This is a genomic window from Lentilitoribacter sp. JB5-8 (genome assembly GCF_055693385.1).
Window position 1 is genome coordinate 1,133,418 of record NZ_CM146332.1, and the last position, 11,701, is coordinate 1,145,118.

The following is an 11,701-nucleotide window of genomic DNA, read 5'->3' on the forward strand; positions in this document are numbered from 1 at the left end:
TAAAAAGGGCTATGTAATGTATCAATTTTCTTATGCAGATGTTCAAGAGGATGACGTCACAGAATCTAAAGATCGTGAACGTCAGGTTCTCGATCGATCGATTGATATGTTGCGCAATGCAATGAAACTCGGCGGTGATTCTCAAGAGGCGATTGAAGCGATTTATTACACTAATCGCGTTTGGGTTCGCTTGATTGAAGACCTGGGTTCTGAGGAAAATCAATTAGATGAAGAATTGCGTGCAAATCTCATCTCTATAGGCATTTGGATCATTAAAGAATCCGAACGGATACGCCATCGGGAATCTGACAATTTCCAGGGCATTATCGATATTACAACCATGATCAGGGACGGTTTAAAATGAAGAATACACTCCGCATATCGCTCAAAGCAGGTGAGCGCATTTTTATAAATGGCGCGGTGCTTAGAGTAGATCGAAAAGTATCCCTGGAATTCATGAACGACGTTACATTTTTGCTAGAAAACCACGTCATGCAGCCTGAAGAGGCAACCACACCTTTACGTCAGCTCTATTTCATTGTGCAAATGATGCTGATTAATCCAGCAGGTGTTGAGCAATCAATGGATATGTTCCGGAAATCTATCGTGATGCTATTAAGCTGCTTTAATGATGAGGAAGTACGTTCAGAACTCAAGCATATCGATGGCATGGTTATCCAAGGTAAAGCGTTTGAATCGCTTAAAGCAATTCGTGGTTTGTATCCAATCGAAGAAAAGATTTTAAACACACCACAGATGCCAGCAACAACTATTGATGAAATCCGTCGGGAGTTAGCACCATGGGCGTAGAAGCAGTTTCTTCAGCGGTAAGCACAACCGCACAATCTAATGCGACGACCGCAGAAAATAAGGCCGCGTTGGATTATGATACATTCTTGCAGTTATTAATTGCACAAATGCAAAATCAAGATCCAACGGAACCGATGGATTCAAGTGAACAAATTGCACAATTGGCAACTTTCTCACAGGTTGAACAAACCATTGAAACCAATAAAAATTTAGAAGCTCTTTTGCAATCTAACTCACTTTCACAGGCCAGTGCAATTATTGGAAAAACTGTGAGTTCTTTAGATGGTGAGACAAGTGGTGTTGTCAAAGAAGTGCAAATCATGTCTGATGGTGCCATCGCAGTATTAGAAGATGATACTAAAATAATTGTTGGCCCCGGGATGGTTATCCAAGATACATGAATGAAGCAGATGCTTTAGACCTAGTACAAACAGCAATATGGACGGTTTTGGTCTCCGCGGGGCCGGTCGTCTTTGTTGCCATGGGTATTGGCGTCATCATCGCATTTATACAAGCACTCACTCAAGTTCAGGAAATCACACTGACATTCGTGCCAAAAATCGTAACTGTGTTAATTACTGTTGCTGTTGCAGCGCCATTCGTTGGCGCGCAAATCTCTTCATTTACCAATCTGGTGTTTCAGCGGATTGAAAGCGGCTTTTAGCTGCCGCGTTAGAAGTAAACGAAGCGACTCATTTACAAATTGTTAATTTTTCGATCAAGAACCTAACTTCGCGCAAGCTTGGGGCTTTAAAGTTAGAATTTGAGTGTGGCGTACATTAGGTGCTGCCGTCTCAAAAGATAACTAGAAGCAAACTAGCGTTTTTCCTAAAACGTCCATGAATAGACGGTATTGAAAATGGCTCAGCCCGAAGTCGCAGTCACCCCAATTAAGCTTACATTCGGTAAGGATATGGGCTTTGCGCTCGGCATCATTATCATTTTGTCGGTTTTATTCTTACCAATTCCAGCATTTTTAATCGATGTGGGCCTTGCATTTTCAATTGCGTTTTCTGTTCTAATTTTGATGGTGGCATTGTGGATCCAAAAGCCGTTGGATTTTTCATCGTTTCCAACAATTTTGTTGATTGCGACAATGACCCGATTATCGCTCAATATCGCGACAACGCGGGTGATTTTGTCAGATGGTAATTCAGGAACAGAAGCTGCCGGAAATGTAATTGGCGGATTTTCACAACTCGTTATGGGTGGTGATTTTGTGATCGGCGTGATCGTCTTTCTTATTCTTGTTGTCGTCAATTTTATCGTGATCACCAAAGGTGCAACACGTATTGCCGAAGTGGGCGCTCGATTTACCCTTGATGCGATCCCCGGTAAACAAATGGCGATTGATGCGGATTTGTCCGCAGGTTTAATCAGCGAACAAGATGCACAAGCAAGACGAAAAGAGTTAGAGCAGGAAAGCTCATTCTTTGGTTCCATGGATGGTGCATCGAAATTTGTGCGCGGCGATGCAATTGCCGGGTTGATCATCACCGGTATCAATATATTTGGCGGCATTATTATCGGTTATGCACGCCATGACATGGAAGTTGGTCAAGCGGCCGATGTGTTTGTGCGCCTGTCCGTTGGTGACGGTCTTGTTTCGCAAATCCCGGCACTGATTGTATCGCTCGCAGCTGGTCTTTTGGTATCTCGCGGTGGCCAGGTCGGAACAACCGATCACGCTGTGATTACCCAGCTTAGTTTTTATCCGCGTGCACTATTTGCAGCATCAGGTTTGCTTTTCTTGCTCGCCTTAATGCCAGGTCTGCCATTTATTCCATTCATGCTTTTGGGGTCTATTTTGGCGTTTGGTAGCTGGCTCATTCCACGACAAAGAATGGTGATTGAACAGCAAGAGCTCGCCGAAAAACAGCGTCAGCTTGCGCAAAAAACTGAGACTGAACAGGACTCAGTTAAACAGGTTCTAAAAACAGCAGAAGTTGAATTGCTATTGGGTAAGCAATTGTCCAGCGAATTGCTAAATTCACATGAAGAGCTTGCATTCCGTGTGAGTAAAATGCGTAAGAAATTTGCCACACAATTTGGCTTTGTTGTGCCAGAGATTAAGGTTTCAGACGATATCTCTATTGATGAAAAATCTTATCAAATTCGAATTCACGGTACGACGATTGCAGCAAACAAATTACGTGTTGGCGAGTTAATGGTCGTTGTTGGAAACGGACGCAAGCCGTCGGTTCCTGGGGATGAATTGCGCGAGCCAGCATTTGGTATGCCAGCGGTTTCTGTCCCAGAGGCTTTTGCCGATGATTTAAGACGTGAGGGGTTCCAGCCCATTGATAACGTATCTGTGGTTTTAACCCATCTAAGTGAAGTTATCCGCAATAATCTACCTCAGCTATTGTCGTATAAAGACATGAAAGTGTTGATCGAACGACTTGATCCTGAATATCGAAAGTTGGCTGATGAGATTTGTTCAAACCATATGTCCTACTCTGGTCTGCAAGCAGTTCTGAAATTACTTCTGGCCGAGCGTATGTCCATTCGAAACCTTCATCTTGTTCTGGAAGCCGTGGCAGAACTTGCACCTCATATGCGCAAGACGGAGCAAATTGTTGAGCATGTACGTATTCGCATGGCGCAACAGCTTTGTGGTGATTTGGCGCAAAATGGAACGCTTAATATCCTGCGATTAGGCAGCCATTGGGACTCAGTATTCCATCAAGCATTAAAGCGCGATACCAAAGGTGAAGTCGTTGAGTTCGATATCGATCCCAAACTTTTGGAAGAGTTTACTGAAAAAGCCACAGATATCATTCGTAACCATATGGACAAAGGCATTCCATTTGTGCTCGTGTCATCTCCAGATGCACGCCCATATGTGAGGATGATTGTGGAACGTATATTTGCAACACTGCCAGTGCTTTCGCATGTTGAGATCGCTAAAGGTATCGAGATCAACATTTTAGGTTCGCTGTCGTGATCACCGATCCAGAGGGTACATTGCTAGCCCTCTTTGCTACCTTCTGTCGAATTGGTGGCTGCTTTATGGTGTTGCCTGGCATAAGCACAGCCCGCGTTGCTTTGCGCATTCGTTTGTTTGTATCCATCGCCATTGCAATTGCGATTACTCCGCTGATGTGGGAGCAGATCTACACAGCAACGCGAGTAAGCAACAGTGCCTATATAGTCCTTATTGCAAGTGAAACATTCATCGGTGTAACACTGGGATTAATCGCTCGATATTTAACACTTGGCTTGCAGTTTTCAGGTGCAGCACTATCAGCATCCATTGGTTTTAACGCCGCGCCAACATCTGCAATTTTGCAGAATGAGCCGCAAGGCGCCATCACAAACCTTATTACGCTAACGGCAATTGTCTTACTGTTTATTTCAGATTTTCATCATCTGATCATTCAAACCATCGTTAATTCCTATGAATTCATGCCAATAGGTACCGGCTTTGAAGTGCGCATGGCTTTGGTCACGTTAACGGATACGTTGAGTGAGACATTTTTACTTGTTCTGCGCTTGGCAAGTCCATTTATCGTTTATGGCCTGATTTTCAACTTAGCCATTGGTATGGTCAACAAGCTTGCACCACAAATTCCGATCTATTTCATCTCTATCCCTTTCATCCTAGCGGGTGGTTTGTTGTTGTTATATTTTGGCATCTCAAACTATCTGACGCTGTTCCTGGATGGGTTTATCCAGATTTTCCAAGGTTAGGTGAAACAGGATGGCAGAGAAAAAATCCCAGCGTTTGCAACGTCTAGTAAACATCCAACGTCAAAAGGAAAAAATGGCAGAAATTGAGTTGGCAGATGTTGTCAACGCGCAAAGGAACAATCAAGATTCAATGGAATCCGTTTTGGATGCTTTAAGCACATTTGACCCAATTCACATGGTTTGTTCCGGCCATTATTCAAAGCGTTTATCAAGTTTAGATGTGAAGAAACGCCAATTGCAATTGCATCGTGAAATGCAAGAAAAGAATATGATGAAAGAACGGGTGAAGGCCGATCGTTTAGAAGAGAAAGTGGATGCTTTTAAAATGGATGAGGCACGTGAAGCCGAAGACGAGGGGCTTCAGGACCTCATTGATACAATTGGTGGCGGGAAAAATCCAGCCTCTGGTAAGCCTGACATGAGATAATTTTCAAAGACGATTATTTCAGTTGGGTAATTTGATGGCAGTTTCGGTAAATACAGATTTGATTATGGGTGTCATTAATGCTGCGCAGCCATCAAGCATTGCTCAAGCAGATGCCAAACTAAACGCAAAATCTGTTTCCAAAATCGAAATTGCAGCTGCAGGTGAAGAGTTTGCGAAAGAGCTACTTAACACGCAAACCTCGTCAGTTCTTGCCAAAGATCTATCGGATCTTCGGAGCCAATTTAATAAGCCAAGTCAAACCGATGCGCACAAAAAGTTTGAAGCCATGGTGCTTCATCAATTTGTGCAGCACATGTTGCCCAGCGATTCCAGCGTGATCTTCGGGGAAGGCATGTCTGGTGATGTATGGAAAGGGATGATGGCGCAACAGATTGGTGACGCAATCGCGAAAGCCGGTGGTATTGGAATTGCAGATCAAATGCTCGCAGACAAAGCCAATGTTGATGCAAGCCCACTTGGCACAGCAGCCAATATTATCAATGCACGTCAACGCGATTTAATTGATAGCTTAAACGACAATTAGTCCCTGATATTAAACAAGGAATACAAAAATGAGACAAGCGGCACAAACAACGCAGCCACATGAAATCAGGTTTGGAAATGTATTGGGGCGTTTGGAAGCATTGTTGGATCTGGAAAATGCAAAAATTGGCAAAGATAAAAGTTTTGATATCACAGCCTCCAGCACATATAAAAGTCGTTGTCTTTATGAAATGACCACGTTGCTCAAGGGTTTTCGTCCAGAACAAATTCGACCAGAACATCAAGCGCTTTTGATGAAAGTTCAAGAAAAGCTTGCTGTTAACAAGCGCAAACTCGAAACACATATGGAAGCTGTTCGCGGAATTGCAGAATTGTTAAAAGATGCACATAAAGATGCTGAAGACGACGGAACTTATTCAATGAACCAGTTTGGTGGATACGGCGCTTACGAACTCTCATGATTAAAACCTTGATAATTGGTGTTTGGGTTGCAGCTGTCGCGCTTGGCTCCGTTTATGGCGCCATCACTATGGCCAAACCTTCACCCCCACAGGAAGAATTAGATAAAGCAGCGTTCTATGCCAAGTTAGAGCGGGTAGATAGCGATGTTATTTCCGTCCCTGTCATCAGTGGCGGTCAAGTGCATGGATATTTTCTAACTCAGGTTAGTTTTTTAATTGAACCAAAAGACATGGAAGTGTTCCCTGTTTCTGCGCAGGAAATGCTCAACGATATTTTAATCACCCAATTCATTGGTAATCGGATTATCGATTTCCCTAATATGACGAATTTCAATCTTGAGGAATTTCGCCTACTTGTAGGCAATGCACTTAACGAACGAGTGGGCCGCGAAGTCTATCACGATATCGTCATTGGCCGTTTAGATTATCTTGGCAAGGCTGATATCAGATCAAACATCCGCCAGAAACGCTATTCTATGAGTGAAGGCGGTGAGGGTGTGGGTGAAGAGTAAGTTAATACTTACTTTTAATTCCTAATAACTCTAGTTCGCTTCTGGATTTCGGTATTGCTCATTGACAATACCGAATTCAGCAAGCAGCCGCCCAACAGCAATCTGCATATGGTATAAGCCAATAATCAATGAACGATGCTTGATCGCAGATTGCATTGATCGAAATGGCGATGCAGCTAGTAGCACAAACGACTTAGCGATTGTTTTGGCCCTGTTATTGTGAAGACGCGTTTCAATAATCGCAGAGATGGCGCCATTGCGATAACTTCTCGCATTGACCCAGCGAAAAGTGGAGCGACGTTCAGGCACATCTTCAAGCACGGGAGCTTCGTTGCACCAGGCAAATGTAAAGCCTTTGGATTGGCAGCGTCGGTAAAAATCGCTATCACCGCCGCCAATAAAATTAAATTTCGGCTCTAAAAACGGTTGAGGCATTGTCTCAAGAACAGCGCGCGTAATAACCACATTTCCAGACGAATATAAAATTGGAACCGGTCCTGTCACCTTGTAATGTGGTTGAAATACAGGATGTCGTTTCCATACATCAGCTGCACTTTCATGAAATTGTTGCAATTGTGGACCGCCCACAATATCGCAACTTGTCTTTTCAAGTGTTTTGAGATGATTAAACAGCCAGTTTTTATCGGCAATTTCGTCATCATCAATAACGGCAAGCCACTTAAAATTAGGAAATTCTTTTAGCGCTGTTGCCCAACCAGCGTTATAAGCATGGCAGTTGCCGCGATCATGGGCGATAATCACCAAGCCATCTAATGCGTTTTCTTCCATAAATTTTGCTGATGCTGCTGCACCTTCTGCATCCTCATGATTATCCATGACAATGACTGCAAAAGTTTTATCGATATTCTGAGAAGCAATTGATTTGAGTGTAAGCAACACTTGATCGGGCCGTTTAAACGTCGGAAGCGTAACGACTATCTCAACATCGTCAGCTTTTAGACCTTCTGTCCGGTAAAAATCTGAAATTTTCATCATACGACCCAATATCTCTTTCGCGTGACCATATAACGATCATCTAAAGATATTATTGATGATTATATTCGATTTTAATCATCTCGTTTAACTCCGATTTGACCTTTGTTCGTTATAAGTACGTCAAAGGATAGTTTATGAAGCTTGTTTTTTTAACATCATTGGTACCGGTCGAAAATCCGAAATCTGGCTACGATATCGCTAACCGTGTTGTTGTCGATGCGTTGCGAGCGTTGGGTGTTGAGCTCAAAATCATTGGATACTTAACGCCCGGCGAAAAACCCGCTTATCCAGACGACACCATAGTATTGGATCAATTGGAAGTGACAAACTCCAAAGTTGGAAAAATACAGAAGCTCAAATGGCTATTGCGTGCGTTTACCTCAACTACCCCGGTCTCCGTTGCAAAAATGCTTCAAACCCCTGCTTTTGAAATTGAAGCTGCTTTGAACAAGTGTCGGCCATATGACGGGCTATTTTTAAACTCAGTTCAGTTGCCTGGTGCATTTATTGATCAATTTGGCAAAGACAAATTTGTGTTCCTTGCACATAATGTTGAATCTCAATCTGCATATAAAAATGCGGTCAATGCTTCAAATCCTGTGTCATCATTTTTATTCAAGCGTGAAGCTAGGCTTTTGAAAAAACTCGAAAGCGGTTTATGCAAGGGTGCAAATCATGTCTTCACTTTAGCAAACGCAGATCGAATTGGTTTAAAGGTTGAGGAAAAATCATCTTATTTACCTCTGGTCACACGCTTTGAGCATTTATCAAAAAGTCTAGCGACAAAACCCAAATATGATCTTGGTTTAATCGGCTCCTGGAGTTGGGCAGCCAATAGATCTGGCCTCGATTGGTTTTTAGAAAACGTTGTTAGACATATACCAGATTTAAAAATCGCAATTGCAGGGAACATATCAAATGTTCCATCCAATGCTCCCAGTAATGTTTCGTTTTTGGGCAGGGTGGAAGACGCGCATGAATTTGTAGGTTCTTGCCGTGTCATTCCGCTGGTTAGCCGCGAGGGCACGGGGGTTCAATTGAAAACAATAGAGACATTTGAGATGGGTCTGCCCACAGTGGCCACAAAAAGTTCACTGCGAGGTATAGATCAATTGCCAACTAATTGTGTGGTTGCAGATGAGGGCAAAGAATTCGCTACTGCACTTTTAGATATGGTCAATCGTATCCAGTCCGGTGAAGAGTTAAAGATTGATGGAAATGATTTCCATCGTCAGCAGCTCGACCAACTTCTTACTGCGTTAGAAAGCGGTTTATCTCCATTGGATGTATCACAAAAGGAACTGCAAATATCGTGATACAGGAACAATTAAAAGCAAGCCCACAACTTGATATCTTGGGTATCGATGTTGAAAATTGGAGTTGGGATGAAGGTTTTAAAAACATCACCGGGCGATACCAGCTTGATGATGAGCAGTCGATTTTTGCCTTCATCAATGCACATAATGCGAACATCTCGATGCGCGATCCCCAATACCGAAATTGCATTCAAGATGCGATTGTCCTCCCTGATGGAGTAGGGGTTGATCTGGCAACGAAAATTTCCTCCGGAGAGACGTTTAAAGCGAACCTAAACGGGACCGATTTAATACCTGCTTTAATGGTGTATTTTCAAAAACCCATGAAGGTGGCACTGGTAGGCGGTCAAAAAGTAGTGGTTGAACGTGCGGCTGAAAAATTTAAATCTGCAACACCCTGGCACGATTTCATCGTCGTTTCAGATGGTTATTTTGATCAACAAGATATTCCAAATATCCTATCTAAATTAAAAGCTGAGCAACCAGATATTCTACTTGTGGGTATGGGAAGCCCTACACAGGAAAAATGGGTTGATGAGTATCTTACAGTTGAGCATGCAAAACTGGTGTTCACAGTTGGCGCGCTATTTGACTTCGTGTCTCATCGTGTCCCTCGCGCGCCTGCAAGCTGGCGAAAAATGCGTATTGAGTGGCTCTATCGACTTTCGCTCGAACCAAAACGACTTTGGCGCCGGTATATTCTTGGCAATCCGCTATTTCTCTGGCATGTGGTTCGCAGACGCTTCTTAAAGTGATTTTCAAACGATGACGACAGCAGTAGTAACAGCAACCTATGATAAAGACTTTGAGCGATGTGCTTTTTTGTGTGAGAGCATGGATCAGCGCCTTAAGGGTGATTGGACGCATTATCTTTTGGTCGCAGATATCGATCGCGAAACGTTTAGTCCGCTTGAAAATGAAAACCGAAAGATCATTGCTGAAAGCGAAATTTTTCCGTTTTGGTGTAAGTCGTTCCCAGACCCAATTAGTGCACGTCACGCCAGAGTTTGGCTCACGCCATTTTCCCGACCATTGCGCGGATGGCATGCGCAACAATTGCGGCGCTTAGCCGTTGCACGCTATATCAAAGAAGATATTTTGCTAACGCTTGATTCCGACGTCGTTATGGTCAGAAACTTCGATGTCGATGATTTAGGTGATGTCGATGCGATCAGGTTCTATCGCAACGAAGATGCATTTGATGAAGATATGCAAGAGCACTTAATATGGTCAAAAAATGCTGGCCAATTACTAGGCATTTCAGAGCCCTTAATCTCTAAGACTGATTACATTACGACTTTTATTGCTTGGCGCCGAGAAACAGTTTGCGATATGCTCGATTACATTGAAGCACAAAATAAATGTCATTGGATGCGTGCGATTGTTCGGCATTCTCAAATGTCTGAATGCATGATTTATGGTCGGTATGTCGATGAAGTTCGCATGGGTCGAAACCATCTGCCAACAGGTCATTCATTATGCCATGTTTTATGGGATGAAAATGCCACCGAACCGAACAAAGATGGTTTGAAGTCATTTATCAGAAAAATGAGTAATGAACAGGTGGCCGTTGGCATTCAGTCATTTGTTGGCATACCGATGGATGACATTCGTTCAGTTGTTCGTGAAATTCATCCTGAGTGATTTGCCCATATCATATAATTGTCTTAGCAGTGTATTGGCAATGCTAGTTTTTAAGGATTGGTGCCACTCTCCGCATAGCAGGATATGTGAGCAAGAGAGAAGTAAGATATAACAATCCAAACATAACGTTGAGCATAATAAACCATTGCTCATCTTCAGAGAACATTGCGAATATCCATGATAGATAGCAGGCTTTCATAAAACCAATGATGGCGGCATTGGTTGTACGTAGCAAAGTGCGATTAACCGCATAAAGTAATTCAGAATGATATTCAGTTAAATTTCTAAAACTTGGAACGAGTAGAACCAAAATCAAGAATGGGGATATCTGCGCGACGTTTTCTCCCAAGATGTTGGGAAACAGCCACATGAATATCGCAAGTGCGGCAATTCCACCAAATGAAATAAACGCAATCGCGGCTTCGAAGATAATTCGATATTTAAGAGATTGAATTGTCGTTTTTGTGCGCATGATTTGTTGAATTATCAGCATAAACAGGGAGCGCACAGGAAGAGCTGTGATATCAACAAGGCGCATAAGAATGGCGTAAACACCAGCAATTTGCGGACCGCCAATGGCCAGTACAAGAATTTTATCCAATTCGGCTTGAGCGTAATAAACAATCTCAGCCGCAGCAACCGCAAGTGAATCAACCCAGCGTGCAAGATATACTTTTAAACACCAGCGCATTTTTACACGTGGGTAGTAAAATAAAATGGCGATCAAAGCTGATGCAGCATTTGCAAAGATGTAATAAACGCCCCATTGTTCGATTGAACTATCTGACAGGAAAGCAAAGGCAATTGCTCCAAGCATTTTCATTATAGTTGCAATGATGACTAAAATTGATCCTGCTGCAAACCGATATAGTCCGTTTAAAACAATGGTCGTAATTTCCATCGCGCGCCAAAAGATAACTTCGGCCGCGACAATGCAAATGAATGCCATCAACGACATTTCGCCGTCGAAAATAAGATAATAGAACCCCAATGCAATCAGACCAATTAAAGGGAGTGATAAAACGCTACCAACAATCAGGCCAGGGGTATAAACACCCAGCAATCGTTTCTTAGATGTTGCAATCCGATACATGGGTGATGCAAATCCAAAAGCAATAAGCCGAGATAGAATAATCCCGGTTGCTGAAGCCGTTGCAAACAAGCCAAAGTCTTTAACTGCAAGTGTATTGGCAATGGCTATGAAATAGCCAAGCGAAATGACTAGGCGGCCAACGGAACCACCAACCAACGTCGCGTAATCTTGGATGCGTCCGATATTTTGTCGAACTAAGATATTTAGACTTCCAAACATTGGAGAATTTATGGCCTTCTGGGTGG

Annotated in this window: 15 protein-coding genes; 13 read left to right on the plus strand and 2 right to left on the minus strand. The window is 42.9% G+C overall.

From position 1 onward, the window contains the following. The first annotated feature begins 16 nt into the window (after window positions 1–16). The 10 genes from flaF to ACZ1GZ_RS05470 all read left to right on the plus strand — a co-directional run bounded on the left by flaF (window position 17) and on the right by ACZ1GZ_RS05470 (window position 6,407). A complete protein-coding gene (flaF, locus tag ACZ1GZ_RS05425) occupies window positions 17–364 on the plus strand; it encodes a flagellar biosynthesis regulator FlaF (protein WP_472667458.1) in 348 nt (115 codons plus the stop codon). Next, entirely contained in the window at window positions 361–810 is a 450-nt protein-coding gene (gene flbT / locus ACZ1GZ_RS05430) for a flagellar biosynthesis repressor FlbT (RefSeq protein ID WP_472667459.1), read from the plus strand. The genes flaF and flbT overlap by 4 nt, the downstream gene beginning before the upstream one ends. Then, on the plus strand, window positions 801–1,211 hold the full coding sequence (gene flgD / locus ACZ1GZ_RS05435; protein ID WP_472667460.1) for a flagellar hook assembly protein FlgD: 411 nt from the start codon (window positions 801–803) through the stop codon (window positions 1,209–1,211). Before flbT ends, flgD begins: the two co-directional genes overlap by 10 nt. Beyond that, entirely contained in the window at window positions 1,208–1,474 is a 267-nt protein-coding gene (fliQ, locus tag ACZ1GZ_RS05440; RefSeq protein WP_472667461.1) for a flagellar biosynthesis protein FliQ, read from the plus strand. The genes flgD and fliQ overlap by 4 nt, the downstream gene beginning before the upstream one ends. Window positions 1,475–1,669: 195 nt before the next feature. Further along, on the plus strand, window positions 1,670–3,757 hold the full coding sequence (gene flhA / locus ACZ1GZ_RS05445; RefSeq protein ID WP_472667462.1) for a flagellar biosynthesis protein FlhA: 2,088 nt from the start codon (window positions 1,670–1,672) through the stop codon (window positions 3,755–3,757). Further along, complete coding sequence (gene fliR, locus ACZ1GZ_RS05450; protein WP_472667463.1) at window positions 3,754–4,503, plus strand: flagellar biosynthetic protein FliR; 750 nt, start codon at window positions 3,754–3,756, stop codon at window positions 4,501–4,503. The genes flhA and fliR overlap by 4 nt, the downstream gene beginning before the upstream one ends. A 10-nt stretch (window positions 4,504–4,513) precedes the next feature. Next, window positions 4,514–4,930, plus strand: coding sequence for a hypothetical protein (locus ACZ1GZ_RS05455; protein ID WP_472667464.1), 417 nt, complete (start codon window positions 4,514–4,516; stop codon window positions 4,928–4,930). 34 nt (window positions 4,931–4,964) lie between these two features. Then, complete coding sequence (locus tag ACZ1GZ_RS05460) at window positions 4,965–5,474, plus strand: rod-binding protein (protein WP_472667465.1); 510 nt, start codon at window positions 4,965–4,967, stop codon at window positions 5,472–5,474. A gap of 28 nt (window positions 5,475–5,502) precedes the next feature. After that, a complete protein-coding gene (locus tag ACZ1GZ_RS05465) occupies window positions 5,503–5,895 on the plus strand; it encodes a hypothetical protein (protein ID WP_472667466.1) in 393 nt (130 codons plus the stop codon). Beyond that, the gene (locus ACZ1GZ_RS05470; RefSeq protein WP_472667467.1) at window positions 5,892–6,407 is read left to right on the plus strand and encodes a hypothetical protein; all 516 of its coding nucleotides are present in this window, start codon (window positions 5,892–5,894) and stop codon (window positions 6,405–6,407) included. Before ACZ1GZ_RS05465 ends, ACZ1GZ_RS05470 begins: the two co-directional genes overlap by 4 nt. A gap of 30 nt (window positions 6,408–6,437) precedes the next feature. On the opposite strand, the gene ACZ1GZ_RS05475 is transcribed toward ACZ1GZ_RS05470, so the two are convergent. Then, the gene (locus tag ACZ1GZ_RS05475; protein ID WP_472667468.1) at window positions 6,438–7,403 is read right to left on the minus strand and encodes a glycosyltransferase family 2 protein; all 966 of its coding nucleotides are present in this window, start codon (window positions 7,401–7,403) and stop codon (window positions 6,438–6,440) included. Window positions 7,404–7,537: 134 nt separating this feature from the next. On the opposite strand from ACZ1GZ_RS05475, the gene ACZ1GZ_RS05480 reads away from it, so the two are divergent. The 3 genes from ACZ1GZ_RS05480 to ACZ1GZ_RS05490 are packed head-to-tail and all read left to right on the plus strand — an operon-like array spanning window position 7,538 to window position 10,363. Next, window positions 7,538–8,719 (plus strand): glycosyltransferase, encoded by a 1,182-nt coding sequence (locus ACZ1GZ_RS05480; protein ID WP_472667469.1) that lies wholly within the window; start codon window positions 7,538–7,540, stop codon window positions 8,717–8,719. Further along, on the plus strand, window positions 8,716–9,474 hold the full coding sequence (locus tag ACZ1GZ_RS05485) for a WecB/TagA/CpsF family glycosyltransferase (RefSeq protein WP_472667470.1): 759 nt from the start codon (window positions 8,716–8,718) through the stop codon (window positions 9,472–9,474). Before ACZ1GZ_RS05480 ends, ACZ1GZ_RS05485 begins: the two co-directional genes overlap by 4 nt. A 10-nt stretch (window positions 9,475–9,484) precedes the next feature. Further along, entirely contained in the window at window positions 9,485–10,363 is an 879-nt protein-coding gene (locus ACZ1GZ_RS05490; protein ID WP_472667471.1) for a DUF6492 family protein, read from the plus strand. Window positions 10,364–10,406: 43 nt separating this feature from the next. On the opposite strand, the gene ACZ1GZ_RS05495 is transcribed toward ACZ1GZ_RS05490, so the two are convergent. After that, window positions 10,407–11,675: a lipopolysaccharide biosynthesis protein gene (locus ACZ1GZ_RS05495; protein WP_472667472.1), complete on the minus strand. Its 1,269-nt coding sequence runs from the start codon at window positions 11,673–11,675 to the stop codon at window positions 10,407–10,409. Between the last annotated feature and the right edge of the window lie 26 nt (window positions 11,676–11,701).

Coding starts and splice junctions, on each gene's coding strand:
- flaF (WP_472667458.1), top strand. CDS start 17: ATGTATCAATTTTCTTATGCAGATGTTCAAGAGGATGACGTCACAGAA.
- flbT (WP_472667459.1), top strand. CDS start 361: ATGAAGAATACACTCCGCATATCGCTCAAAGCAGGTGAGCGCATTTTT.
- flgD (WP_472667460.1), top strand. CDS start 801: ATGGGCGTAGAAGCAGTTTCTTCAGCGGTAAGCACAACCGCACAATCT.
- fliQ (WP_472667461.1), top strand. CDS start 1,208: ATGAATGAAGCAGATGCTTTAGACCTAGTACAAACAGCAATATGGACG.
- flhA (WP_472667462.1), top strand. CDS start 1,670: ATGGCTCAGCCCGAAGTCGCAGTCACCCCAATTAAGCTTACATTCGGT.
- ACZ1GZ_RS05455 (WP_472667464.1), top strand. CDS start 4,514: ATGGCAGAGAAAAAATCCCAGCGTTTGCAACGTCTAGTAAACATCCAA.
- ACZ1GZ_RS05460 (WP_472667465.1), top strand. CDS start 4,965: ATGGCAGTTTCGGTAAATACAGATTTGATTATGGGTGTCATTAATGCT.
- ACZ1GZ_RS05465 (WP_472667466.1), top strand. CDS start 5,503: ATGAGACAAGCGGCACAAACAACGCAGCCACATGAAATCAGGTTTGGA.
- ACZ1GZ_RS05470 (WP_472667467.1), top strand. CDS start 5,892: ATGATTAAAACCTTGATAATTGGTGTTTGGGTTGCAGCTGTCGCGCTT.
- ACZ1GZ_RS05475 (WP_472667468.1), bottom strand. CDS start 7,403: ATGATGAAAATTTCAGATTTTTACCGGACAGAAGGTCTAAAAGCTGAC.
- ACZ1GZ_RS05480 (WP_472667469.1), top strand. CDS start 7,538: ATGAAGCTTGTTTTTTTAACATCATTGGTACCGGTCGAAAATCCGAAA.
- ACZ1GZ_RS05490 (WP_472667471.1), top strand. CDS start 9,485: ATGACGACAGCAGTAGTAACAGCAACCTATGATAAAGACTTTGAGCGA.
- ACZ1GZ_RS05495 (WP_472667472.1), bottom strand. CDS start 11,675: ATGTTTGGAAGTCTAAATATCTTAGTTCGACAAAATATCGGACGCATC.